General features: G+C 68.4%; 24 protein-coding genes. 16 read left to right on the top strand and 8 right to left on the bottom strand.

What is annotated here, in order from left to right:
• Positions 1-83 precede the first annotated feature (83 nt).
• The 4 genes from ABIC28_RS09460 to ABIC28_RS09445 all read left to right on the top strand — a co-directional run bounded on the left by ABIC28_RS09460 (position 84) and on the right by ABIC28_RS09445 (position 3,934).
• On the top strand, positions 84-1,343 hold the full coding sequence (locus ABIC28_RS09460) for a MurT ligase domain-containing protein (RefSeq protein WP_097213053.1): 1,260 nt from the start codon (positions 84-86) through the stop codon (positions 1,341-1,343).
• Positions 1,336-2,052, top strand: coding sequence for a type 1 glutamine amidotransferase (locus ABIC28_RS09455; RefSeq protein ID WP_097213054.1), 717 nt, complete (start codon positions 1,336-1,338; stop codon positions 2,050-2,052). Before ABIC28_RS09460 ends, ABIC28_RS09455 begins: the two co-directional genes overlap by 8 nt.
• Positions 2,053-2,197: 145 nt before the next feature.
• The gene (locus ABIC28_RS09450) at positions 2,198-3,013 is read left to right on the top strand and encodes a tyrosine-protein phosphatase (protein ID WP_097213055.1); all 816 of its coding nucleotides are present in this window, start codon (positions 2,198-2,200) and stop codon (positions 3,011-3,013) included.
• A 294-nt stretch (positions 3,014-3,307) separates the two neighbouring features.
• A complete protein-coding gene (locus tag ABIC28_RS09445) occupies positions 3,308-3,934 on the top strand; it encodes a maleylpyruvate isomerase family mycothiol-dependent enzyme (RefSeq protein WP_097213056.1) in 627 nt (208 codons plus the stop codon).
• 23 nt (positions 3,935-3,957) lie between these two features.
• Here the strand turns inward: ABIC28_RS09445 and ABIC28_RS09440 are convergent, their stop codons facing one another.
• The 4 genes from ABIC28_RS09440 to ABIC28_RS09425 all read right to left on the bottom strand — a co-directional run bounded on the left by ABIC28_RS09440 (position 3,958) and on the right by ABIC28_RS09425 (position 7,227).
• On the bottom strand, positions 3,958-4,734 hold the full coding sequence (locus tag ABIC28_RS09440) for a VOC family protein (protein WP_097213057.1): 777 nt from the start codon (positions 4,732-4,734) through the stop codon (positions 3,958-3,960).
• Positions 4,735-4,813: 79 nt separating this feature from the next.
• On the bottom strand, positions 4,814-5,959 hold the full coding sequence (locus tag ABIC28_RS09435; RefSeq protein WP_354578578.1) for a lipase family protein: 1,146 nt from the start codon (positions 5,957-5,959) through the stop codon (positions 4,814-4,816).
• Between the two features lie 351 nt (positions 5,960-6,310).
• Positions 6,311-6,919 carry a recombination mediator RecR gene (recR, locus tag ABIC28_RS09430; protein ID WP_027501651.1) on the bottom strand — a complete coding sequence of 203 codons (609 nt, stop codon included), beginning with the start codon at positions 6,917-6,919 and terminating at the stop codon, positions 6,311-6,313.
• A gap of 8 nt (positions 6,920-6,927) precedes the next feature.
• On the bottom strand, positions 6,928-7,227 hold the full coding sequence (locus tag ABIC28_RS09425) for a YbaB/EbfC family nucleoid-associated protein (RefSeq protein ID WP_245221069.1): 300 nt from the start codon (positions 7,225-7,227) through the stop codon (positions 6,928-6,930).
• A gap of 84 nt (positions 7,228-7,311) precedes the next feature.
• On the opposite strand from ABIC28_RS09425, the gene ABIC28_RS09420 reads away from it, so the two are divergent.
• Positions 7,312-8,112 (top strand): Rv3717 family N-acetylmuramoyl-L-alanine amidase, encoded by an 801-nt coding sequence (locus tag ABIC28_RS09420; protein WP_179800633.1) that lies wholly within the window; start codon positions 7,312-7,314, stop codon positions 8,110-8,112.
• Between the two features lie 36 nt (positions 8,113-8,148).
• Here ABIC28_RS09420 and ABIC28_RS09415 read toward each other — a convergent pair whose 3' ends face one another.
• Complete coding sequence (locus ABIC28_RS09415; RefSeq protein WP_077043132.1) at positions 8,149-8,583, bottom strand: SRPBCC family protein; 435 nt, start codon at positions 8,581-8,583, stop codon at positions 8,149-8,151.
• A gap of 279 nt (positions 8,584-8,862) precedes the next feature.
• On the opposite strand from ABIC28_RS09415, the gene ABIC28_RS09410 reads away from it, so the two are divergent.
• The 3 genes from ABIC28_RS09410 (at position 8,863) to ABIC28_RS09400 (ending at position 13,099) form a co-directional block, all read left to right on the top strand.
• Positions 8,863-10,278: an FAD-binding oxidoreductase gene (locus ABIC28_RS09410; RefSeq protein WP_097213143.1), complete on the top strand. Its 1,416-nt coding sequence runs from the start codon at positions 8,863-8,865 to the stop codon at positions 10,276-10,278.
• Complete coding sequence (locus ABIC28_RS09405) at positions 10,275-11,591, top strand: class I SAM-dependent methyltransferase (protein ID WP_097213059.1); 1,317 nt, start codon at positions 10,275-10,277, stop codon at positions 11,589-11,591. Before ABIC28_RS09410 ends, ABIC28_RS09405 begins: the two co-directional genes overlap by 4 nt.
• A gap of 173 nt (positions 11,592-11,764) precedes the next feature.
• The gene (locus ABIC28_RS09400; protein WP_354578574.1) at positions 11,765-13,099 is read left to right on the top strand and encodes a family 1 glycosylhydrolase; all 1,335 of its coding nucleotides are present in this window, start codon (positions 11,765-11,767) and stop codon (positions 13,097-13,099) included.
• Between the two features lie 23 nt (positions 13,100-13,122).
• Here the strand turns inward: ABIC28_RS09400 and ABIC28_RS09395 are convergent, their stop codons facing one another.
• Entirely contained in the window at positions 13,123-13,776 is a 654-nt protein-coding gene (locus tag ABIC28_RS09395) for a TetR family transcriptional regulator (RefSeq protein WP_097213061.1), read from the bottom strand.
• Between the two features lie 200 nt (positions 13,777-13,976).
• Between ABIC28_RS09395 and ABIC28_RS09390 the strand changes: the two genes are divergently transcribed.
• From ABIC28_RS09390 to ABIC28_RS09370, 5 genes are all read left to right on the top strand, one after another.
• Positions 13,977-14,813: an SDR family NAD(P)-dependent oxidoreductase gene (locus tag ABIC28_RS09390; protein WP_097213062.1), complete on the top strand. Its 837-nt coding sequence runs from the start codon at positions 13,977-13,979 to the stop codon at positions 14,811-14,813.
• Positions 14,814-14,825: 12 nt separating this feature from the next.
• Positions 14,826-16,130, top strand: a complete 1,305-nt coding sequence (locus ABIC28_RS09385; RefSeq protein WP_354578571.1) for an MFS transporter — start codon at positions 14,826-14,828, stop codon at positions 16,128-16,130.
• A 65-nt stretch (positions 16,131-16,195) separates the two neighbouring features.
• Complete coding sequence (locus ABIC28_RS09380; RefSeq protein ID WP_269589555.1) at positions 16,196-17,392, top strand: glycoside hydrolase family 1 protein; 1,197 nt, start codon at positions 16,196-16,198, stop codon at positions 17,390-17,392.
• Between the two features lie 89 nt (positions 17,393-17,481).
• Positions 17,482-18,810 (top strand): GDSL-type esterase/lipase family protein, encoded by a 1,329-nt coding sequence (locus tag ABIC28_RS09375; RefSeq protein WP_354578569.1) that lies wholly within the window; start codon positions 17,482-17,484, stop codon positions 18,808-18,810.
• Between the two features lie 23 nt (positions 18,811-18,833).
• Entirely contained in the window at positions 18,834-19,709 is an 876-nt protein-coding gene (locus tag ABIC28_RS09370) for an alpha/beta hydrolase (protein ID WP_269589557.1), read from the top strand.
• 27 nt (positions 19,710-19,736) lie between these two features.
• Here the strand turns inward: ABIC28_RS09370 and ABIC28_RS09365 are convergent, their stop codons facing one another.
• Together ABIC28_RS09365 and ABIC28_RS09360 are read right to left on the bottom strand one after the other, a co-directional pair.
• The gene (locus ABIC28_RS09365) at positions 19,737-20,534 is read right to left on the bottom strand and encodes an IclR family transcriptional regulator (RefSeq protein ID WP_354578566.1); all 798 of its coding nucleotides are present in this window, start codon (positions 20,532-20,534) and stop codon (positions 19,737-19,739) included.
• 9 nt (positions 20,535-20,543) lie between these two features.
• Positions 20,544-21,308, bottom strand: coding sequence for an SDR family NAD(P)-dependent oxidoreductase (locus ABIC28_RS09360; protein WP_245221071.1), 765 nt, complete (start codon positions 21,306-21,308; stop codon positions 20,544-20,546).
• Between the two features lie 246 nt (positions 21,309-21,554).
• Here ABIC28_RS09360 and ABIC28_RS09355 point away from each other — a divergent pair, with 246 nt between their 5' ends.
• The 3 genes from ABIC28_RS09355 (at position 21,555) to ABIC28_RS09345 (ending at position 23,539) form a co-directional block, all read left to right on the top strand.
• A complete protein-coding gene (locus tag ABIC28_RS09355; protein ID WP_179800635.1) occupies positions 21,555-21,953 on the top strand; it encodes a helix-turn-helix domain-containing protein in 399 nt (132 codons plus the stop codon).
• Between the two features lie 35 nt (positions 21,954-21,988).
• Positions 21,989-22,405, top strand: coding sequence for a VOC family protein (locus ABIC28_RS09350; RefSeq protein WP_097213068.1), 417 nt, complete (start codon positions 21,989-21,991; stop codon positions 22,403-22,405).
• 186 nt (positions 22,406-22,591) lie between these two features.
• Positions 22,592-23,539: an alpha/beta fold hydrolase gene (locus tag ABIC28_RS09345; RefSeq protein ID WP_269589559.1), complete on the top strand. Its 948-nt coding sequence runs from the start codon at positions 22,592-22,594 to the stop codon at positions 23,537-23,539.
• Positions 23,540-23,549 lie beyond the last annotated feature (10 nt).

The raw sequence follows: 23,549 nt of genomic DNA, 5'->3' as shown, positions 1-23,549 counted from the left end.
AAACTCTGCCCGTGTCTACTCGTCATGATGGGGCCACCCGCCCGGGCAATTCCGGGGCGACCGGCCCGGCCACCCGATTCTCCGTGCGCGGCCGCCTCGCGCTGCGCGCCGCGGCCGCGGCCGCCTGGGCCTCGCAGAAGGCGGGCCGGGGCAAGGGCTCGATGATCGGCGGCCTGATCGCCCTCAAGATCGACCCCACCCTGATGAGCCAGCTCGGCAGCGGCAAGCGCACCGTCGTGATCACCGGGACCAACGGCAAGTCGACGACAACGCGGATGACGGCGGCGGCGCTGGCCACCATCGGCGACGTCGCGACCCAGGCCGACGGCGCGAACATGGACGCGGGCATCGTCGCCGCGCTCAGCTCCCACGTGGACGCGTCGCTGGCCGCCATCGAGGTCGACGAGCTGCACGTCCCGCACGTCAGCGACGCCCTGCAGCCCCAGGCGATCGTGCTGCTCAACCTCAGCCGCGACCAGCTCGACCGGGTCGGCGAGATCAACATGATCGAGCGCAAACTGCGGGCCGGCCTGGCCAGGCATCCCGACGCCGTGGTGATCGCGAACTGCGATGACGTTCTGGTCGCCTCCGCGGCCTACGACGCACCGAACGTCGTGTGGGTCGCGGCGGGCGGCGGCTGGGCGGGCGACTCGGTGAGCTGCCCTCGCAGCGGCGAGCCGATCGTCTGGGAGGAGCGCACGGGCGACGCGACGGGCATCGCCTACAACCACTGGCGCAGCACCGGCACCGACTTCGAGCGGCCGACCCCCGACTGGTGGCTCGACGACGACCACCTCTACGGCCCGGACGGTTCGAAGATCCCGATGTCGCTGACGCTGCCGGGAAAGGCGAACCGCGGCAACGCCGCCCAGGCCGTCGCGGCGGCGGTCACGCTTGGCGCGCGCGCGGAGGACGCCGTCGCCGCGGCCGCCTCGGTCCGCGAGATCGCCGGTCGCTACAGCTCCGTCCAGGTCGGTGCGCACACGCTGCGGATGCTCCTGGCCAAGAATCCGGCCGGCTGGCAGGAGGCGCTGTCGATGATCGACCACGATGTCGACGGGCTGGTCATCGCGGTCAACGGCCAGGTGCCCGACGGTGAGGACCTGTCCTGGCTGTGGGACGTTCGGTTCGAGCATTTCGAGGGCGTCAAGGTGGTGGCGTCCGGCGAGCGGGCGACGGACCTCGCGGTCCGCCTGACCTACGCCGGCGTCGAACACACACTGGAGCCGAACCCGCTGCGCGCCATCGCATCCTGTCCGCCCGGGCGGGTCGAGGTGCTGGCCAACTACACGGCGTTCCGTGACCTGAACACGGCCATCGCGAAGGAGAACAGGGATGCCTGAGTCGACGGTCCGGATCGGACTGGTGCTGCCCGATGTGATGGGGACCTACGGCGACAGCGGCAACGCGCTGATCCTGCGCCAGCGGCTGCGGATGCGTGGCATCGACGCGGAGATCGTCGAGATCACACTGTCCGATCCGGTGCCCGAGTCGTTGGACGTCTACACCCTCGGCGGCGCGGAGGACTCGGCGCAGCGCCTGGCGACCCGGCACCTGGCCCGCTACCCGGGCCTGCAGAAGGCGGCCGGGCGCGGCGCCCCCGTGCTGGCGATCTGCGCGGCCATCCAGGTGCTCGGGCACTGGTACGAGACCTCGGCGGGCGAACGCGTCGAGGGCGTGTCGCTGCTCGACGTCACCACCTCGCCGCAGGCCGAGCGCTCGATCGGCGAGGTCATCACCCGACCCGCGCTCGACGGGCTGACCCAGCCGCTCACCGGGTTCGAGAACCATCGCGGCGGCACCAGCCTCGGCGCGGACGCGATGCCGCTCGGCCGGGTCACGCACGGTGTCGGCAACGGCGTCGGCGACGGCCTGGAGGGCGTGGTGCAGGGCTCGGTGATCAGCACCTACATGCACGGCCCCGCTCTTGCCCGCAACCCGGAGCTGGCGGACCTGCTGCTTGCCCGTGCGCTGGGCGTCGACGCCCTCGAGCCGCTGGAGCTCGAGGAGGTCGACCGGCTGCGCCGGGAACGCCTCGCGGTCGGCCGCTAGACCGCCTCGGTGGGGCGGCGGCTGCAATTACAATCCGTATTTTAACGAAATACCCCTCTCTCGATCCGGCGCGGCGCTAGCCTCGGAGCCATTCGAGCTCGAGCACCATGCCAATGTCACCTCGATCGAAAGAGGAGAACCCTCCGTGTCCCACCGCACCCTCATCCGGACCAAGTCGGCGGCGGCTCTCGCCCTGACCGCCGGCCTCCTGCTCGCTCCCGTCCCGTCGATCGCCGCGGCCGCACCGACAACGGTCGTCGCGCCCGCCGCCGTCGATCACTCGCTGCACCTGACGGGCGCCCCGAACGCCCGCGACCTGGGCGGCTACACCACCACCGACGGGAAGACCGTCCGGTCCGGGCTCGTGCTGCGCAGCGACGCGCTCAACGCCCTCACCGCGGACGACCTGGCCAAGCTCGTGCAGCTCAACGTAAAGACGGTCGAAGACCTGCGGACCGGCTACGAGCAGGCGCTCGAGAAGGACAAGATCCCCGCGGGCGCCACCGTGTACCACCGCGACGTGTTCGGCGGCAGCGGCGACCCGCTCGCCATCGTGGATCTGGGGCGGGCCTACAAGTTCATGGCCAGCGATCCCGCCGCCTACGCCGCGTTCAAGGCCGTCCTGCTGGACATCAAGAACTCCCCCGACCCGGTGCTCTACCACTGCACGAGCGGCAAGGATCGGACCGGCTTCCTGTCGGCTGTGCTGCTCACGATCCTCGGCGTCCCTCGCGAGACCGTGAACGAGGACTTCATGCTCAGCAACGAGTACCTCGCCGGTGAGGGTGGCGGGTCGAGCGTCACCGGGAGCATCCAGTCCAACACCGTGGAGCAGGCCTGGCTCGATTCCGCCTTCGCCACGGCGAACGAGAAGTTCGGCAGCTTCGACAACTACGTGAGCCAGGGGCTCGGTCTGACGAGCCAGGACATCGCCGACCTCAAGGCCAAGCTGCTCAGCTGATCGGGGCCAAGGTCTCGAACCTCCCCCAGACAGGGGTTCGGCCGGGGATGTAGCGATTAATCGCATCCTCGGCCGGATCTCTGCTTCTCAAGTTCCCGACCGTTACCGGCCTCTCTTCTTGATCCGCACTCTTGAGGGTACGCCCGGCTCCGCACCCTCTGCAATAGTTCTGACCTGCGAATCAGGGGTTGTTTCTGCGGCGACGCGACCTGCCGGCGATTGCGAAATCGGGCGGCGAGGACGATCGTCAGAAGTACCGATACGACAGCGTCGGTAGCCGTTCCGGGAGGCACCATGGCAGCACCCAGCCCGTGGCCCACGATTCACGCCGAGCGGTCGGCCCTCGCCGACGACCTCGCCTCGCTCACCGAGGAGCAATGGTCCACCCCGTCGCTGTGCGGGCAGTGGTCGGTGTGGGAGACGCTCGGTCACATGACCGCGACCGCGAAGATGACGCGCCCGCGATTCCTCCGCAAGATGGCGGGGACCGGGTTCCGGTTCGAACCGATGTTCGCGAAGGAGATCGCACGGGAGACCGCGGGCACGCCCGCCGACACCCTTGCCGAGTTTCGCGCCGTCATGGGTGCGTCCACCGGCCCACCCGGCCCGGTCGACACCTGGCTGGGCGAGACGATCGTGCATGCCGAGGACATCCGGCGCCCCCTCGGCATCACGCACGAGTACCCGCCGGACGCACTGATCCGCGTTGCGGACTTCTTCAAGGGCTCGAACCTCCTCATCGGCACGAAGACCCGCATTTCCGGACTCACGCTCCGTGCCGAGGACGCCGACTGGTCGACGGGGTCCGGGCCGGAGGTGACCGGACCGATGCTCTCCCTCGTCCTCGCGATGACGGGACGGCCCGCCGGACTGGTGGACCTTTCCGGTGACGGCCTGGCCACGCTCACCGAACGGGTCTGACCCGGCACGCCGTCCCGACGCCGCTACTGCTCTTGGATCGAGGAGATCTGGAAGTTCGCGCCCAGCGGATCGGCCACCGCCGCCAACCGGCCGAACGGCGTGTCCTCCGCCGGGCGGACGACCGTGCCACCGAGTTCGACCACCTTCTCGAGCGCCAGATCCGTGTCCTGCACCCCGATGTAGAACTGCCAGAACGACGGCACACCCTCGGGCAGGAATCCGGATGCGTCCATCGCGCCAGCCACCATCTCGTCGCCGATCTTGGCCTGGGAGTAGCGGAACTCGTCGCCGTCGCCGATCGCGTCGTACCTCCAGCCGAACACGCTCTCGTAGAACGGCAACGCGGCCGCGTAGTCGCGGGACATCGTCTCGAACCAGACCGGGGCGCCCGCCTCGTCCACCAGACCGAATCCACGGTGCTGATCGGCCTGCCAGACACCGACCACGGCGCCTGCCGGGTCACCGATGATCGCCATCGTGCCCTGGTCCCCGACCACCATCGCGGGCATCATCACCTGACCTCCCGCGGCCGCTGCCTTGTCCGCGGTCGCCGCCGCGTCCTCGGACGCGAGGTAGACGGTCCAGACGTTGCCGTACGGATTGCCCTCCTGCTGCGGCCCGAGGCCCGCGATGGGCTTGCCGTCCTTGCTGAAGATCGAGTAGCCGCCGTACTGCGGGTCCTCGTTGGTGTCGGCCGCCCACCCGAAGAGACCGGAGTAGAAGGGGATGACGCGCTGCGGATCCGAACTGGTCAGGTCCACCCAACAGGGTGCGCCGACGATGGATTTGGGTTCAGGCACTGCTGTCTCCTATGGCCGAGGTATGGCTGCTGACGGTGTGCGGTGCCGAACCTACGCTCCTGCACCGACATCCGCGTGGTCATGCGGGCGGGCACTCGTCCGGCGCGGGTATCCCACGCAACCGCTCGTCGAGCCAATGGACCGCCCCCGAGTAGCCGGTGACCGCGGCGATGAGGTGCTCGCCGAACACCTCCCGGTACACCGCGGGGACGCCGAGCCCGCACTGCTCCGTGTAGAGGGCCCGCGCCCCAACGGCCGGGATCCAGAACTCCTGCCCGCCGTTGTAGATGTACAGCGGGGCGCCGGACGCGATGCCTGCCATCTTCATGTCGCGATAGAGCTCGCGGGCCTGCGGCGAGGCGAACGGGTTGTCGATGTCGGCCATCACCTCCATCGGCAGGAACGTCACACCCGCCGCGCCGAGCGTGACGACGCACTGGTCCTTGAGCGGGGAGGTGGCCAGCTGCTGCGCCAGGTTGTTGGCGAGGCCGAGGATCTCGGTGCGTTCCCTCGCGATCCCCAGGGTCGCGCCGTGGAGCAACCCGGTCGCGAGGTTGCCGTTCATGCTCCGGGTGAGCATCTCGAAGTCGGCGGGAACCCCGCCGAGCGCGGCACCGACGATCTCGCCTGCCAGGTCCGGGGCGTAGGAGTCGATCAGTTTGACCGCGCCGTGGGTGGCGATCGCCCCGCCCGAGTAGCCCGTCATCGCGATCCTGCTCGCGCCGAACTCGTCGGGTAGCGCGCGGCGCAGTCCGCGGATGGTGTCCAGGACCGCGTGGCCGGCGACATACGGCTCGGCGTAGGCCATCCGCGGTCCCTCGTGGTCGGGGATGAGGACCGCGTAGCCGCGGCGGGTCGCCAACGCGGTCGTCGGCGGGACGAAGTCGGCGACGTTGGTCGACAGGCTCAGGCCGTGCGCCAACGTGTAGCCGGGCGTGCAGGCGCGCCCGAGCGCATCGATGGGCAGGTTGTTGACCACCACCGGACGGCCACCGGGTCCGGTCCACGGTGTGGCGGGGATGACCAGCGTCGCGGTCGCGAACGATGGCACGCCCGCGGAGTCGGTCGTCCGGACCTTGAGCTGCCGGACCTCGCGCACCGGCGCACCGACGAAGGGCGCCGCCGCAGCGGTCACGTCTCTCGTCGCGAGCACGTCGCCGTTCGCGCTGTCCCCCATCGAATCCGGCCACTCGTCGAAGAACGGGTCGCCCACGTCCGAGGGCATGACCGCGATCCGCAGATCCTGGATGCCGGCAGGCTCACCCGGCGCTGCCGCTATCGGCGGCACCTCGCGCGGCGGGGGGCCGAGCGCCGGCGGCGGCACTATCGAATCGATGAGTGCCGGGAGCCCGGCGCCGGGAGGCGACGGGACGGCAGACTGCGCACCGGCCGTCCCCTGCCCGGGCGACACCGCGAGCGCGATCGCACAGGAGCACACGAGGAACCCGATGCGGGCGTGCCTCGCTAGGCAGCCTGCGGTCGGGCGTGACCCTGGTCCAAGGACCGGCATACACCCACGCTAACACCGGAATCCGCCGTCACCACGCAGCCGAACTGGGTCGACCCACCGATCGTGTCAGAGGGTACGGCGCCCCGAGAGAGCCCGCCCGAGGGTGAGCTCGTCGGCGAACTCCAGGTCTCCACCCATCGGCAGACCCGAGGCCAGCCGGGAGACCGTCAGGCCGGGGAAGTCGCGCAGCATCCGGACCAGATACGTCGCGGTGGCCTCGCCCTCGGTGTTCGGATCGGTCGCGATGATCACCTCCGAGACGTCGACGCCGTCCTCCTGATTGCCGATGCGCGCCAACAGCTCCCGAATACGGAGCTGGTCCGGGCCGACACCGCTGAGCGGGTCGAGCGCGCCGCCGAGCACGTGGTACCGGCCACGGAACTCCCGCGTCCGCTCCACCGCCTGCACATCCTTGGGCTCCTCGACGACACAGATGACGGTGCGGTCGCGGCGGGCGTCCGCACAGATCCGGCACTTCTCCTTGTCGGACACCGTCCCACACACGACGCAGAACTGCACCCCGTCCCGGACCCGCTGCAGCGCGTTCTGCAGCCGGTCGATGTCCGGCGGCTCCACGCTGAGCAGGTGGAAGGCGATGCGCTGCGCGCTCTTGGGCCCGATGCCCGGCAGCTTGCCGAGCTCGTCGATCAGATCCTGTACCGGACCCTCGTACACCGCGGCCTCTAGAAGGGGAGCCCGGGCAGGCCGCCCGCGAGGGGGCCGAGCTTGCCCGCCGCGATCTCCTGCGCCTTGCCCGATGCGTCCGCGATCGCACCGATCACCAGGTCTTGCAGGGTCTCGACGTCCTCGGGATCGACGACCTTCGGGTCGATCGTCAACGCGACGACCTCGCCGGTCCCCTTGACCGTGGCGGTCACGAGTCCACCGCCGGCCTGGCCGGTGACCTCCGCCTCGGCGATCTCTGCCTGCGCGGCCATCAGTTGCTGCTGCATCTGCTGGGCCTGCGCGAGGAGCTGCTGCATATCGGGTTGTCCACCGGGCTGCACGTCGATGTCCTTTCTGCGTGTTGCCCCGTCAGCGTAGCCGCATCCGGATAGCGTGGGTCGGTGCGTGCGAAGTCGGCCGGGTACCGGAGCGTCCTGCTCACGGCCGCCGCTGCCTCGGCGCTGGCGCTGTCCGGCTGCACGATCCCAACCGAGACCGCCGCGGGCGTGACCGCGGCCCCCACCACCACCGCCGCCGAGCTGGTGCGTTCGGCCTCGCTCCAGGGCAAGACGGTGTTCCTCGATCCCGGCCACAACGGCGTTGGCGGCGCGGGCATGTCCGCGCAGGTCCCGACCGGGCGCGGCGGCACCAAGGAATGTCAGACCACCGGCACCAGCACCGACGGCGGCTTCCCCGAGCACTCCCTCAACTGGGAGGTCGTCGCCCAGATGCGCACCGAGCTCGAGAATCTCGGCGCCCGGGTGCTGCTGAGCCGCGCCGACGACACCTCCGTCGCCGCGTGCGTGGACCGGCGGGCCGCCGAAGCCAACGCATCCGGTGCCGACGTGGTCGTCGCGATCCACGCCGACGGCGCCGCACCGGACCAGCACGGATTCCACGTCTGCTTCTCGGCGCCGCCGCTGAATGCAGTTCAGGCCGGCGCCTCGGTCGCGTTCGCCAAGTCCATGCGCGACGCACTCGAGACGTCCGGCCTCATCCCGTCCACCTATGTCGGCACCGGCGGACTGATGCCCCGCGACGACCTCAGCGGACTCAACCTGTCCGAGCGGCCGTCGATCCTGGTCGAGCTGGGCAACATGCGCAACGCGGACGAGGCGCGCGCCATGACCGGCGAGGAGGGCCGGGCCCGGTACGCGCAGGCGGTGGTGTTCGGCATCGTCCGCTATCTCGACGGCCGCTGACCGAACGCATCGGTCAGCGGCGGCGACGGGGCCTCGTCAGGCCAGTTCGCGGGCAAGGTTCGCCAGCACGGCCGCCTGGATCTTCCGCAGCCCGCCCGGCGCGAAGGTGCGCTCGAAGAAGCCGCCGATGCCGCCCGCGCCCTTCCACTCGGTGGTCGTGGTGACCGTGGATCCCGCGCCGGACGGGGCGACGGTCCAGGTGGTGACGAGAGTGGAGTTGGCATCCTTCTCGGTGACGGTGTTGCCGTCGACGGTCACGGTGGCCTTGATGTCACGCGAACGCTTCTCGGTCGCCTTCAGCGTCCACTGCGCGACCGTGCCCGCACCCTGGCCGCCCTCGAGGACCCGGTAGTCCAGGTACTGCTCGGTGAGGATGCGGGGTCGCACCGTCTCGTAGTCGGTGAGCGCCGCGAGCGCCCGCTCCGGTGCCGCCGCGACCTCGACCGAACTGCTTGCGCTGACCTGTCCCACTGTGGATCTCCTTGGCTCTGCTCGCCGGACCCCGCAGGACCCGTCCGACCTCGACGCTGTGTGTGGCCGACCCCGTCATCGTGCCCGCTCCGAGAACCGACGGGCCAGCCCGCTCGGCCCCGTGTGTGTCGGATCACAGCGGTGCCACGAACCCCGGATCGCGACCGGTTCGCAACATTTGCGTGACGTTTCGCAGGACCGCCTTGCACTTGGGTGGCCGGTGTCGCACCCAGGCGATAGCGTCGGGGGGTGGCTGCCTCTCAGAGTGCGTTGCAACGACTGGGTCGACGAACATCCACGCCGGGTCACACCGGCGCGGCGGCCCATCGTGCCGGTGTCCAGCGTCTGCTCGCCAGTTACCACGCGATCCCGCCCTCCGCGACGGTGCGCCTGGCGAAGAAGACCTCAAACCTGTTCCGGGCGCGGGCAAAGACGAATGCGCCCGGCCTGGACGTGTCCGGGCTCGGTGGGGTGATCTCGGTCGACCCCACCGCCCGCACCGCCGACGTCGCGGGCATGTGCACCTACGAGGACCTGGTCGCCGCGACCCTGCCGTACGGCCTGGCGCCGCTGGTGGTCCCCCAACTCAAGACCATCACCCTCGGCGGCGCGGTCACCGGCCTCGGCATCGAGTCGACCTCGTTCCGGAACGGGCTACCGCACGAGTCGGTGCTCGAGATCGACGTGCTGACCGGCAGCGGAGAGATCATCACCGCCACGCCCGACGGCGAGCACTCGGACCTGTTCTGGGGGTTCCCCAATTCCTACGGAACCCTCGGCTACTCCACCCGGCTCCGCATCGAACTGGAACCGGTGAAACCGTTTGTCGCGCTGCGGCACCTGCGCTTCGACGACCTCACCGACCTACAGAACGCGATGGACCGCATCGGCACCGATCGAAGCCACGACGGTATCGCGGTGGACTACCTCGACGGCGTGGTGTTCTCCGCGACCGAGTCCTATCTGACCCTCGGCACGCAGACCGACGAGGGCGGTCCGGCCAGCGACTACACGGGCCAGCAGATCTACTACCGCTCGCTGCAGCAGCGCTCCACGGATCGGCTCACGATCGCGGACTACCTGTGGCGCTGGGACACCGACTGGTTCTGGTGCTCGCGGGCGTTCGGCGCGCAGAATCCGCGGATCAGGCGCGTGTGGCCGAAGCGCTACCGGCGCAGCAGTTTCTACTGGAAGCTGATCGCCCTCGACCAGAAGTACGACATCGGCGACCGACTCGAACGCCGCAAGGGCAACCCGCCGCGCGAGCGGGTCGTGCAGGACGTCGAGGTACCGATCGAGCACACGGCGGACTTCGTGTCCTGGTTCCTGCGCGAGATCCCCATCGAGCCGCTGTGGCTGTGCCCGCTGCGGTTGCGCGAGCCCGGGCCCGCGGGCGCGTCCGCCGTGCGGCCGTGGCCGCTGTATCCGCTCGAGCCGAAGCGCACCTATGTCAACGTCGGCTTCTGGTCGTCGGTCCCGATCACGCCGGGCGCACCCGAGGGCGCGGCGAACCGGCTGATCGAGGACACCGTCGGACGGTTCGAAGGGCACAAGTCCCTGTACTCGGACTCCTACTACGACGCCGACGACTTCGCCCGCCTCTACGGCGGCGACAACTACTCCATCCTGAAGCAGAAGTACGACCCCGATTCGCGACTATTGGACCTGTATTCGAAGGCGGTGCAACGCAAGTGACCACGTTCAAAGACGCCAGTACCCAGACCCGCAACGGCCACCACAAGCTCTCGATCGCCGAGATCCTCGAGACCGTCGCGGACGGTGACATCCCGGTCCGCTTCACCGCCTACGACGGCAGCGCCGCGGGCCCGGAGGATGCCGAGTACGGGCTGACGCTCAAGTCCCCGCGGGGCACCACGTACCTGGCGACCGCGCCCGGCGACCTCGGCATGGCACGCGCCTATGTCGCGGGCGATCTCGAGGCGACCGGCGTCCACCCGGGCGACCCGTACGAGGTCCTCCGGGTGATGGGCGACGACCTGCACTTCCGGCGGCCGTCGGCGCTGACGATCGCGAGCATCACCCGCTCGCTCGGCTGGGACCTGCTGCGGCCCATCGCGCCTCCGCCGCAGGAGGCCCTCCCCCGCTGGCGCAGGCTGGCGGAGGGCATGCGCCACTCCAAGACCCGCGACGCCGAGGTCATCCACCACCACTACGACGTGTCGAACACCTTCTACGAGTACGTGCTCGGCCCCTCGATGACCTACACCTGTGCGGCGTACAAGTCGCCGAACCAGAGCCTCGAGGACGCGCAGGAGAACAAGTACCGGCTGGTGTTCGACAAGCTCGGACTCAAGGCGGGCGACCGACTGCTCGACATCGGCTGCGGCTGGGGCTCGATGGTCCGCTTCGCGGCCCGGCGCGGCGTCAAGGTGATCGGGGTGACACTGTCCGCCGAGCAGGCCGCGTGGGCGCAGAAGGCCATTGCCGACGAGGGCCTCTCGGATCTCGCCGAGGTCCGGCACTCCGACTACCGGGACATCACCGAAACCGGCTTCGACGCGGTGTCCTCGATCGGGCTGACCGAGCACATCGGGGTGCACAACTACCCCGCCTACTTCGGTTTCATCCAGTCCAAGCTGCGCGACGGCGGCCGGCTGCTCAACCACTGCATCACCCGCCCGGACAATCGGCACCAGGCGCGCGCGGGCGGGTTCATCGACCGTTACGTGTTCCCGGACGGCGAGCTGACCGGGTCGGGCCGGATCATCACCGAGATCCAGAACATCGGCCTCGAGGTCCGGCACGAGGAGAACCTGCGCGAGCACTACGCGCTGACCCTCAAGGCCTGGTGCCAGAACCTGGTGGACAACTGGGACGCCTGCGTCGCGGAGGTCGGCGAGGGCACGGCTCGGGTGTGGGGGCTCTACATGGCCGGTTCGCGGCTCGGGTTCGAACGCAATGTGGTGCAGCTTCACCAGGTGCTGGCCGTCAAGCTCGGCCCGAAGGGCCAGGCCGAGGTGCCGCTGCGCCCGTGGTGGAAGGGCTGATCGGCCAGGGACTCTCCTCCACTCACCCTCAGGTGTACGCACACACCTGAGGGTGAGGAATGGCGATATCGCCCCGACGCCGATCTGACCCAAAGCTGACCTACCGAACACTCGGTCAGTTAGTGTGGCTCGCATCACCACCGCGCCGAGGCGCACGGATGCGAGGAGAACTGATGCGTCGACGATCGAGCGGCCTACTGGCGGTGCTGACCGGGCTCGCGCTGCTGGCCGGCGGCCCCGCCGCCGCGCAGGGCAGCGGCGGCAGCGCGGTTGACCTCGGTAGCACCGCGTCCATCGAGACGGTCAACAGCCTGCCCGTCGACTTCCTATGGGGGGTGTCCTCATCTGGGTTCCAGTCGGAGGGCTATTCCCCGGACAGCAATTGGATCCGCTATGAAGCAGCAGGCAAGACCAAGGATCCGGTCGGCACATCGGCGGACTTCCGCCACCGCTACAAGGAGGACATCCAGTACGCGAAGGACCTCGGAGCCAAGGTGTACCGCATGGGCGTCGAGTGGGCGCGTCTCGAGCCCCAGCAGGGCCGCTACGACGAGAGCGCATGGGCGTTCTACGACGACGTGGTGGCCAGCATCCGCGCCGCAGGCATGCAACCGATGATCACCCTCGACCACTGGGTGTATCCCGGTTGGGAGTTCGACCGCGGCGGATGGAACAACGCGGACATGGTCACCGACTGGCTGGCCAATGCCCGCAAGGTGGTCGACCGGTACGCGAGGTACGACCCGTCCTGGATCACCATCAACGAACCGTCGGCGTACCTGTTCCAGGAGATCAGCCACGGTGGCCTCGATCCCGCGAACACCCCCGCCGCCCTCGATCGGTGGGCGGCCGTCCACAACGCGATCTACGACTACATCCACCAGGTGCAGCCGGGCGCGCAGGTGTCCTCGAACGTGGCGTACTTCCAGGTCGTCGAGGCCGCGATCGACACGACCTTCCTCGACCGTGTCGCCCACAAGCTCGACTTCATCGGTCTGGACTACTACTACTCGATGTCCCCCACGGACCTGAGCTACGCCAACGTCTTCTCGGAGCCATGGAAGGCCAGCGCGGCGCCCGACGGCCTCTACTACGCGCTGCGTCACTACGCGAAGCGCTTCCCTGGCAAGCCCCTGTACATCGTCGAGAACGGCATGCCCACCGAGGACGGCAGGCCCCGTCCGGACGGCTACGCCCGCGCCGACCACCTCCGCGATGCCGCCTACTGGTTGCAGCGGGCAAAAGACGACGGCATCAATGTCATCGGATACAACTACTGGGCAACCACGGACAACTACGAATGGGGCAGCTACACACCCCGTTTCGGCCTCTACACGGTGGACGGGAAGAACGATCCGACGCTCGAGCGGAAGCCGACCGAGGCGGTCCCGGCCTACCGGTCGCTCATCGCGCAGGGCGGAGTCCCGGCCGACTACCAGCCGAGCAGACCACCGACCGCGTGCTCGCTGGTGGACGGACTCGACAGCTGCCTGAGCCCGGCCAACTGATCGGCGACGCGGCGCAGGAGCGGTTAGCCCCGACCGCGCCGCGGAGCGTGATGCAGGGGCTGGTCCCGTGTGAGCGTCAGGTCGCGGCGGAGCACCGTCGTGAGCGCTTTCATCGCGCCGACCATGTCGAACGACTCGTCCTGGAGCCACTGCTCCTCCAAACCGGAGATCGCCCCGATGATGACGGAAGCCAGCGCAGTGGGGTCGACATCGGCACGCACCTCGCCCGCCTCGACGCCGTTTTCGATGAGGTCGGCCAGGTTCGTGCGGAACGACCGAATGCGCCCCTGAGCCCACTCCCGCGCGAGCTCGGGAGTGTCGTCGGAGTGGAAGAGGCCGACGTGAGCCAGCCGGGTGAGCTCGCGGTTCCGCTGATTTCGGGCGACGATCTCGTCGACGATGTCCAGTGCGCGCACCAGGGCCGCGCCCTCGTAGTCTCGCCCGATCTCGACCGAGTCGAAGGTCTGACGGTCGAGATCGGCGAGCACCGCGGTGAGCAGAACCTCCTTGCTCGGAAAGTGGTGCAGCAGGCCCGACTTCGTGATCCCTGATTCTCTCGCGACCGCGGCGAGCGAGGTCCCGCGGTATCCGTTGGCCGCAAACAGGGTGATCGCCGAGCTGACGATGTCGGCGCGCCGGGCAGCTCCCACCTGTTCGGCGTCGCGTGTTGTCGCCATCGTGTCCGATCTCCTCACCGTCGATTGACTGCGCACAGCCGGTCCAGCCGGTCAGCCTACGTTCCGAATCAACGTGCATCGACGCAAGTTCCGCGAATCCACGTTATGCAGACTGACCGATCGGTAGGCTACCCCAACCGACCGACCGCCTGGTCGGTTGGCTAGCTTCTACTGATCTACGTGACCGAGGAAGGACCCTGATGTCCAGATTTGATGACAGGCCGGCAGGCCGAACGGCGGTTGTCACCGGCGCGGCGAGTGGGATCGGCGCCGCGCTGGCTGCGGAACTCGGCTCGCGCGGCATGTCCGTCGTCGTAGCCGACATCGATGGCGATGGCGCACAGCGGGTCGCCGAGGGATTGCGCGCCAGAGGCGTGCGCGCGCTCGGCGTGCGGGTCGATGTGGCCGACCCCGAGTCCGTCGAGAATCTGGTGCGGGCCAGCTACGACGCGTTCGGCTCCGTCGAACTTCTCTGCAACAACGCCGGAGTGCTGCTGCTCGGAGATCTCGTCGACTCATCGATCGGCGACTGGCGGTGGCTGTCCGCCGTCAACGTCGAGGGCATGCTGAATTGCCTGTATGCATTCCTGCCCAGGATGCGGCGCCAGACCGGGTGGCGGCACGTGATGAACACGTCGTCGACGCACGCCTTCCTCCCGGACCCCGGGTTCACCGCCCTCTACAGCGCGGCCAAGCACGCCATTCTCGGGTTGACGCTCGGGCTGCGATCCGAGCTCGCCGCCGAGGACATCGGCGTCACCGCGCTCTGCCCGGGCCAGGCCGCGACCCGCATCCTCGACTCGCAGCGCAACCGCCCGACCGAGTTCGGCCGCCCGGCGACGGAGCCCTTCGGCACCGAGATCATCCCGATGGCGATCGAACCCGAGGACGTCGCGCGGCTCGCGGTCGAGGGCATCCTCCGCAACGAACCCATCGTCTTCGCGCTGCCCGAACACAGCCACGACCAGTTCCGGCAGCAGGTCCAGGATCTCTGGCGCCTGGCCGACAACGCCATTGCCGCCCAGAATGTGTCGTGAGGCGTCTGTGAGATGACAGACCCCCTCTCCCCCGCCGCTTCCGTCGAGGCGGACGGCCCCGGAACCGATATGTCACGACACAACACACGGGTCCGCGAACCGCGCTCCTATGTTGCCGCTCTCGCGCTGTCCTACTTCGGCTCCTACCTCGCGCTGATGACCCCGGTGATGTTCGCCCTGGCATTCAAACTGCAGCACATCACCGGAACGACGGAGAGCGCGACGCAGGCGCTCGGACTGGTCGCGGGCAGTGGTGCGATCGTGGGGATGATCGCCCAGCCGGTCGTGGGCCGCCTGTCCGATCGCACGCGCTCCTCGCTCGGCCGACGCAGGCCGTGGCTCCTGGGGGGCACCCTCGTCGGGGCTGCCGCCCTCGGATGCGTGGGGGTCGCCGACACCGTGCCACTGGTCCTTGTCGCCTGGTGTGTCGCCCAGGGCGGATTCGGTGCGGCGCTCATCGCCGCACAGGCGACCATTCCCGACCGGGTGCCCACGCGCAGGCTCGGACTGGTCTCGGGAATCATCGGAATCACCACCCCGCTCGCCATTCTCGTCGGAAGCGTCCTTGTCACAGTGTTGTCAGGCGATCTGGCGAGATTCCTTGTCCCCGGCCTGGCCGCCATCGTGTTGGCGATTCCCCTGCTGGCGCTTCTCGAGGATCCCCCGCTCCAGGGCACACCTCCGCCCTACGGCGTCCGAGAGTTCGTCAGTTCCGTCGCCTTCGACCCACGCGCACACCCCAATTTCTCCTGGGTGATGGCTTCCCGTTTCCTGGTGATGTTCGGCTATGCAGGAATCGGAACGTTCTTCCCCTTCTTTCTCGGCGAGAGGTTCCACCTCGGCGAGACCGATGTCGCGCAGGCGATTCTGGTGGTCAACGTGGTGGCGGTCGTGTGCCTCTCGCTGTCGGCGCCCATCGGGGGCATCGTGTCCGACCGGATCGGGAAGCGGCGGCCCTTCGTCGCTGTGGCGGGGCTGATCATGGCGGCAGGACTGCTGGCCTTGGCCCTCGCCCCCTCACTGGCAGTCGTCGTGGTGGCGCAGGGCATCATCGGCCTCGGCCTCGGTGCGTTCATGTCCGTGGACCAGGCCCTGGCCGTGCAGGTACTGCCGAATCCTGATGACAACGCCAAGGATCTCGGCCTGCTCGCTCTCGCAGGCACCCTCCCCCAATCCGTCGGGCCCGCGATCGCCCCGGTCGTCATCGGCCTCGGCAGCGCCACCTCCCTCGGCGGCTACGCGGCCTGGTACATCCTCGGCGCGCTTGCTTCTCTGGCGGGGGCGCTCGCGATCTATCGGGTCAGGGCGGTCCGCTAGCCCGCTGTCGACGGGCCCCGTCCTGGTCATCGACCACCGAACCAATCCACTGTGAGGACTGGACATTGACAACACTGAGAGACGATTTCCTCTGGGGAGCATCGAGTTCCGCCCATCAAACCGAGGGAAACAACACCGATGCCGACTGGTGGGAGTACGAGAACCGGTCGACCCCGTTCTTCCCCGAACGCAGCGGCGACGCCGTCGACAGCTACCACCGATACCCCGAGGACATAGCGCTGCTCGCCGAGGCCGGTCTCAACGCTTATCGCTTCAGCATCGAGTGGTCGCGGATCGAACCGGAGGATGGGCAGTTCTCCCGCGCCCAGCTGGATCACTACCGTCGGATGATCGAGACCACACGGGAACACGGACTCGAGCCGGTCGTGACGCTGCACCATTTCACCTCACCGCGCTGGTTCATCCGCGCGGGAGGGTGGCGCGATCCGGTAGCCGTCGAACGCTTTTCGCGCTATGTCGATCGAGTCTCGCAGATCCTGAACGGTGTCAACTGGGTCTGCACCATCAACGAGCCCAACATGGTCGCGCTCGGTATTCGGTACTTCGACCTGGCGATCGGCGCGGCTGACGATAACGCGAACGGCAGGCTGGAACCCGACTGCGAGGTCGGCGACGTCCTGGTGCGTGCGCACCGTGAGGCGGTGGAGATCCTCCGCACCGCCACCACCGCCAGGATCGGCTGGACGGTAGCGCAGCAGGCGTTCGAAGGAACACCGGGGAACGAGGGCGCACTCGCGCGGGCGAATCACACCTGGGAGGACAGGTACCTGGAAGGCGCCCGGGGGGACGACTTCTTCGGGGTCCAGGCCTACACCAGTCAACGAGTGGGAGCCGACGGACCGATCCCCCATCCGGCGGACCCCGGCAACACGCTGACGGGCTGGGCGTATCGCCCCGATGCTCTCGGCGCCGCGCTACGCCGGGCCTGGGACATCACCGAGCAGGTGCCACTACTGGTGACGGAGAACGGGATTGCCACCTCCGACGACGCGCGGCGAATCGCGTACACCACCGAGGCGCTCACCCATCTGGAGGCGGCGGTCGCCGACGGCATCGACGTCCGCGGCTACCTGCACTGGAGCGCGCTCGACAATTTCGAATGGGGGCGCTGGGCGCCGACGTTCGGCCTGATCGGCGTCGACCGCACGACCTTCGCCCGTTCGCCGAAGCCGAGCCTCGCGTGGCTCGGGCGCGTCGCGCGGAACAACGGGCTCGAGCCTCCCGTGAGCCCGCCTCGATGATGCCTTCCCAGTCGAGGCGTCGATACGCTAACCTACCAACCACTCAGTCAGCTTGCGCAGCGCAGTGCGAGCAAGTCGGAAGGATCCGCATGTCACGGGATTTCAGGTACGGACTGCTCGCGGCGATCTGCGTGTCCGCCTTGGCGGCGACGAGTGTCACCGCCACCGCATGGGCGGGCGCGCCCGGCGCCGGATGCGGTGATCGACACTGGGTCAGCACCTGGTCCGCGAGCCCGACCGATGCGGTCGAGGGCACCGGTCCCGAGACGCCGGGCGGCGAGCAGACCTACCGCGTCGTGGTGACGCCACACCGCGGCGGAGACAGCGTGCGGATCCGGCTCAGCAACCGGTTCGGAACCGAACCCGTCACCTTCACGCGGGTGACCGTCGGACGCCAGACCCAGGGCGCCGCACTCGATCCGGATTCCGTCCGTCCTGTCACCTTCGACGGTGGCAGCACCTCGACGACGGTCGCTCCGGGGGCGGACGTCGCGACCGACCCCGTACCGATCACTGTGGAGGGATTCGAACCGCTGTCGATCAGCATCCACACCGACGGCCGGTCAGGTCAGGTCACCGGGCACGCCAGCGGGAACGCGACGAGCTACTACACGCCGCCCGGGCTCGGGGACCACACCGCGGACCTCGCGGGCGACGCCTTCAGCCAGACCACCACACGCGTGCCGTTCGTGTCCCAGGTGGACATGCTGGCCCCGGCCGGCGTCGCGACGGTCGTGGCCTTTGGGGATTCGGCCACCGACGGGCATGTGGGTGCCGACTTCTTCGGCACGCAGCAGGTTGCCGGGGTCGTCGATCAGAACGTGCGCTACCCGGACTTCCTTCAGCGTCGGCTCGACGAGGCCGGCAGCGATGTGGTTGTCACGAATGCCGGAATCGGCGGAAACCGATTGCTCTCCGACGGGCCGGTTCCCGCGCTCGGGCGGGCGGCCGAGTCCCGGATCGAGGCCGACGTGCTTGCCCAGTCGGGTGTCACCGATGTGATCGTCTGGATCGGGATGAACGACCTCGGCATGCCCATCGGCGCACCGTACGAACAACTCGTCGCGGGATACACGCGGGTCATCGATCGACTGCACGACGCGGGCCTGCGGGTTCATCTCGGCACCATGATGCCCGCGTCGAACGGGCTCGCCGACGGACTGACCAGCTTCCCGCCTGCCGATCCCGTTCGGGTCCGGGTCAACTCGTGGATCCGGTCCCAGCGACTGTCCGACAGCGTGATCGACTTCGACGCTGCCGTGCGTGACCCGAACAACCCCAGCATCCTCGACCGCAGGTACGCCAGCGCGGACAACCTCCACCCGACCCCCGACGGATACCGGCTGATCGCCGACACCGTGGACATCACCGAGTTCACAGGGAACGAATGCACCGCCGTGAACGGATCCGATAATTGACTGTGAAGACTGAAAGGAACTGCATGACTATGGGTTTCAAGTACGGACGTGCCTCCGCGGCCTGTGCGGTCCTGACGACCGCGATCAGCCTGTTCACCGCCGCCGTTGTGAATGCCGGTATACCCGAACCCGCGGCCACGGCCGAATCGGCTCCTGGATCGGTGACCACGGCGGACCTCGAGTACCCGACAGGCCATGGCCCCGGGGCGATGACGGTCTACACCCCAGCCGGCAGGGCATCCCCGGCGCCGGCGATCGTCATGGTGCACGGCGGCGCCTGGGCAAAGGGTTCACGTGCGCTGCTCGACGAGGAAGCCCGCAAGGCCACTGCCGAGGGCTTCGTCGTGTTCAACATCGACTACGAACTGGCAGCGCCTCGAAACCCACGCCAGTACCGGGACGTGATGGCCGCGATCGAGTACATCCACACTCACGCAGACGATTTCGGGGTCGCCGCCGATCGGATCGGCGGACTCGGGACATCGGCGGGCGCACACCTGCTCATGCAGGCCGTGACCGCGGGGCACGCCCCGCTGAAGGCGGTGGTCGGGTGGTCCGGTCCCTACGACCTGACCGTCCAGAGCACCCCGAAGGACACCGCATTCTCGATCGCCGCGGCCGCGGTCCATCTCGGCTGTGTGTCCACCGTCAGCCCGTGCGCCGAGCTGGCTGCCGACGCGTCGCCGATCCGGCACGTCTCGGCGGGGAATCCACCGGTGCTCCTGTTCAATTCGGCCGACGAGTTCATGCCCGTCGAGCAGATGACCGCGTTCGCCGATTGCCTGCGTTCCGTCGGCACCCCGGCGGAAACCCTCGTGATTCCCGGATCGAGGCACGCGGTGGCGTATTCGGACGCCGCGCTCGCCCCGACTCTTGCCTTCCTCCAGCAGCGCCTCTGAGGGGACCGCCCCGAGACGGAGCCCTGCCTAGCCGACGGGATCGCCGGAGGGGGCGGCCTGCCGTACGCCGCGGGCGATCTCGGCGGCGGCGGTCTGCACCGCCGCACTCATCCTGCGGTCCGTGGTGATCCGGCTGAGCGGTCCGCAGATCGAGAGGGCCGCTGGTGTCGGGTGCCCGTGCGCGATCGGCGCGGCGACACACCCGAGGCCGGGCAACGCCTCACCCCGGTCGTAAGCGACCCCCTCGACGGCGACCCGATCGAGCTCGTCCTCCAGCTCGCGCCTGCCGCCGGACCTCTGCACGTCCCGCCGGTTCAGCCGACCGAACACCGGCTGGTCGAGGGCCTCCCGCGGGAGGGAGCTCAGCAGCGCCTTGCCCACCGCCGACCGGTGCGCCGGGTACCGGCCACCGATCCGCGACGGGATCTTGGCGCCGAACGAGCCGGAGATCTTTTCCCAGTAGACGCCGTCGGCCCCGTCGAGGAAGGCCAGGTGGACCACGGCCCCCGTGGATCGGTGCAGCTCCTGCATCGTCGGCAGGGCGGTCCGGTGGAACCAGTGGTTGCGCACCGCCCTCGATCCCAGCTCGAACAATCGGACGCCGATCTCGTACCGCGTCCCGACCCGGGTGAGCCACCGCCTCTGCACCATCTTCTCGAGCAGTCGGTGAGCTGACGACGTCGGGATCCCCGTCAGTCGAGACGTCTCACTGAGCGTGAGGTGCCCGCAGTCGTCGAGTGCCTGCAGAACCAGCTCGATCCTGTCGAACATCGCCATCGATTGCGTCTGCTCACGGTCGTTCACCGCCACGACGTTCTCTCTCATCCGAGTCGGCTAGACGCCGAATCCGCCGGACACCGAGATCTGTTGCCCGGTGATGTAATTGGCCTCGTTGGATGCCAGGAACACGCATGCCGCCCCGATGTCGGCGGGCTTGCCCCAGCGCTTGAGCGGCACCAGCTTGTGGACCTCGCGTTCCCACTCCTCGTCGAAGACTCCCTGCGCCTTGAGCTCCAGGAACATGCCGGCCTCGATGACACCGACCAGCACCGAGTTGGCCCGGATGTTGTGCGCGCCTTCCTCCTTCGCGATGCCGCGGATCAGCGATTCGTTCGCTGCCTTCGGGATCACCGACAAGCCGTCGAGCGCCGGGAACCAGTGGTCACCCGCGGACCCGAGGTGGACGAACGAACCCCCGCCATGTGCACGGAAATGCGGCAGCACGGCGTGCGCGGCGGTGAACAGTCCCAGGGCCTCGATCTCGATCGATCGTCGGTACTGCGCGGGTGTCGTCTCGGCGACGGTGATCTGGTCGACGACCGGGCCGGCTCCCCACACCACCGTGTGGATCCGCGAGTGTTCGCCGATCACCTCCCCGAGCACGCGAGAGACGTCCTCGTCGGCGCGGACGTCGACCTGGTGCGCGCTCGCCTTCACCCCGAGCGCCCGCAGCTCGGTCACCGTTTCCTCGGCCACCTCGCGCTTGGAGTTGTAGCAGACCGCGACGGCACTGCCGGCGCGGGCGAACTCCCGGGCGACGCCGCGCCCGATACCGCCGCTACCACCGAACACCAGGGCGGCGCCCTCCGGAAAGCTCAAAGTCAGCATGTTCGTGCCCCGTTCGTATCCGATCCGAATCCCGCGACACCCTCGGATGCCGCGCGCTGTGTGTGACCGGTTGCCGTCTCGGTGTGCTCCAGGCCACACCGGCTGAACGTAGTGTCCGCATCCACCGCCGAACATACGGTTTCCCTCGTCGCGGGAAACACCAGGTCACCGGGCCGGTCGACGCTGTCGACCCGCACCTTCGCCACACACAGGTAGCCCAGGTGATGAGATGACACTGTGAGCCGCGCACAGGAGGAAACCAACCGGCGGATGCTTCGCGCCCGCGACGCGATGGACCGCATGTACGCGGATCCGCTCGACATCCCGACACTCGCCCGAATCGCCCACGTTTCCGAGGCGCACTTCATCCGGACCTTCCGTGCCACCTTCGGGGAAACCCCGCATCGCTATCTTCAACGGCGACGGGTCGAGCGGGCGATGTTCCTGTTGCGTGAGACCGATCGGAGCGTCACCGACATCTGTTTCGAGGTCGGCTTCTCGAGTCTCGGAACGTTCAGTAGAACGTTCCGAGACATTGTCAAGGAACCCGCCACCGACTACCGCAAGCGTAACCACGAGATGCCCGTCCCCACGTGCTTCGTGCGGTCGTGGACGCGACCGAGCAGTTTTGGATAAGCACGCGAATCCGCGTACTGCTTACAGTGATTGGCATGTACAAGGCAATCACGCAATCGCAGATATTCGTCCTCGACCAAGACGAGGCACTCGACTTCTACGTCAACAAGCTGGGCCTCGAATTGCACACGGATCAGGACCTCGGCTTCATGCGCTGGCTGACAGTCAACGTGCCGGGCGATCGGGGCCGCCAGATCCTGCTGGAGAAGCCGGGCCCTCCCGCGATGAACGAGGCCATGGCGGCGCAGGTCCGCGACATGGTGACAAAGGGCGCGATGGGCGGGTGGCTGTGCATCAGCACCGATGATGCCCACAAGACCTACGAGACACTGAAGGCCCGGGGTGTCGAGCTCACCGACGAGCCGACCGAGCGACCGTATGGCGTCGATTTCGGAATCCGTGACCCGTTCGGGAACGCCATCCGCATCGGGCAGATGAACACGCCTGCGTAGCGCAAAACACCTGCCGTCTCATCGAATTCACTATCCAAACCCGCTAGACCAAGACAGGCACGGCAGCCCGCCCGATCGCTGCTAGGCGATCGTGCGGGAATTCGGCGATCCCACACAGCACCTCGATCGGCGTCATCACCGACGACCGGGAACGGCCCTGCATCGAACCAATCAGGAGTGGACGCCATGAAAACGATCACCAGGTCGCTGCACGTTTTGGCCGCCGTTGCTGTTTCCGCCGCGCTCATGACGGGATGCACCACTGGCAACGCGGAGGGCATCGACACCGCGCAAACCACAAGCACCGGCCCTCAAGCACCCGGCGCAGACAGGGCAAGCGACGACGGCGAAGGCCGCTACGCCGCGATCAACGGCCTCGAGTTGTACTACGAGATCCACGGCACCGGCCGACCCCTCGTCCTGATCCACGGGGGCCTGGACACCATCGACTCCGCGTTCGGCACACTACTGCCGGAGCTCGCGAAGACCAGGCAGGTGATCGCCGTCGAGCTCCAGGCCCACGGGCACACGGCCGACATCGATCGCCCGCTGCGCTACGAGCTGATGGCCGACGACATCGCCGGCCTCGTCTCGCACCTCGGACTCGAGAAGGTCGACGTCCTCGGGTATTCGCTTGGCGGCGGCGTCGCCCTGCAGCTGGGAAGCCGAAACCCGGAGCTGGTGAACAAGCTGGTGGTCACCTCGGCCCCCTACAGAAGTGATGGGTGGTACCCCGAGGTTCGGGCCGGAATGGCGGCGATGGACCCAGACGCCATGGTCGGGACCCCCATGCACGAGATCTACGCCCGGACCGCACCGAAACCGAACGAGTGGCCCGCGCTGGTGACCAAGACGAGGCAACTGCTCGGCGAGGACTACGACTGGACGGCTTCCATCGCCTCGATCACGGCGCCCACACTCGTGGTGATCGCCGACGGCGACAGTGTTCGCCTCACCCACGCGGTCGAGCTGTTCGGCCTGCTCGGCGGCGGAAAGGCCGATGGCGCAATGGGCGGCGCCCCGAGCTCCCGGCTGGCAGTCGTCCCCGGTTCGCTGCACTACAACATCCTGAGCCACGGCGACCTGTTGTTGCCGATCATCTCCCCGTTCCTCGACGGGCCCGCCCCGAAGTGACCTCGACCTC

The organism is Rhodococcus sp. PvR044, from assembly GCF_040548995.1.
Classification (GTDB): Bacteria; Actinomycetota; Actinomycetes; order Mycobacteriales; family Mycobacteriaceae; genus Rhodococcus_G; species Rhodococcus_G oryzae.
This window is presented reverse-complemented; position numbering and strand designations above follow the sequence as displayed.

What these genes read in the sequence shown, in the direction of transcription:
- ABIC28_RS09385 (WP_354578571.1), top strand. Translation starts at nt 14,826, where the DNA reads ATGACAGACCCCCTCTCCCCCGCCGCTTCCGTCGAGGCGGACGGCCCC.
- ABIC28_RS09435 (WP_354578578.1), bottom strand. Translation starts at nt 5,959, where the DNA reads ATGCCCTCGGACGTGGGCGACCCGTTCTTCGACGAGTGGCCGGATTCG.
- ABIC28_RS09370 (WP_269589557.1), top strand. Translation starts at nt 18,834, where the DNA reads ATGACTATGGGTTTCAAGTACGGACGTGCCTCCGCGGCCTGTGCGGTC.
- ABIC28_RS09455 (WP_097213054.1), top strand. Translation starts at nt 1,336, where the DNA reads ATGCCTGAGTCGACGGTCCGGATCGGACTGGTGCTGCCCGATGTGATG.
- ABIC28_RS09345 (WP_269589559.1), top strand. Translation starts at nt 22,592, where the DNA reads ATGAAAACGATCACCAGGTCGCTGCACGTTTTGGCCGCCGTTGCTGTT.
- ABIC28_RS09390 (WP_097213062.1), top strand. Translation starts at nt 13,977, where the DNA reads ATGTCCAGATTTGATGACAGGCCGGCAGGCCGAACGGCGGTTGTCACC.
- ABIC28_RS09400 (WP_354578574.1), top strand. Translation starts at nt 11,765, where the DNA reads ATGCGTCGACGATCGAGCGGCCTACTGGCGGTGCTGACCGGGCTCGCG.
- ABIC28_RS09395 (WP_097213061.1), bottom strand. Translation starts at nt 13,776, where the DNA reads ATGGCGACAACACGCGACGCCGAACAGGTGGGAGCTGCCCGGCGCGCC.
- ABIC28_RS09365 (WP_354578566.1), bottom strand. Translation starts at nt 20,534, where the DNA reads ATGAGAGAGAACGTCGTGGCGGTGAACGACCGTGAGCAGACGCAATCG.
- ABIC28_RS09375 (WP_354578569.1), top strand. Translation starts at nt 17,482, where the DNA reads ATGTCACGGGATTTCAGGTACGGACTGCTCGCGGCGATCTGCGTGTCC.
- ABIC28_RS09445 (WP_097213056.1), top strand. Translation starts at nt 3,308, where the DNA reads ATGGCAGCACCCAGCCCGTGGCCCACGATTCACGCCGAGCGGTCGGCC.
- ABIC28_RS09350 (WP_097213068.1), top strand. Translation starts at nt 21,989, where the DNA reads ATGTACAAGGCAATCACGCAATCGCAGATATTCGTCCTCGACCAAGAC.
- ABIC28_RS09425 (WP_245221069.1), bottom strand. Translation starts at nt 7,227, where the DNA reads ATGCAGCAGCTCCTCGCGCAGGCCCAGCAGATGCAGCAGCAACTGATG.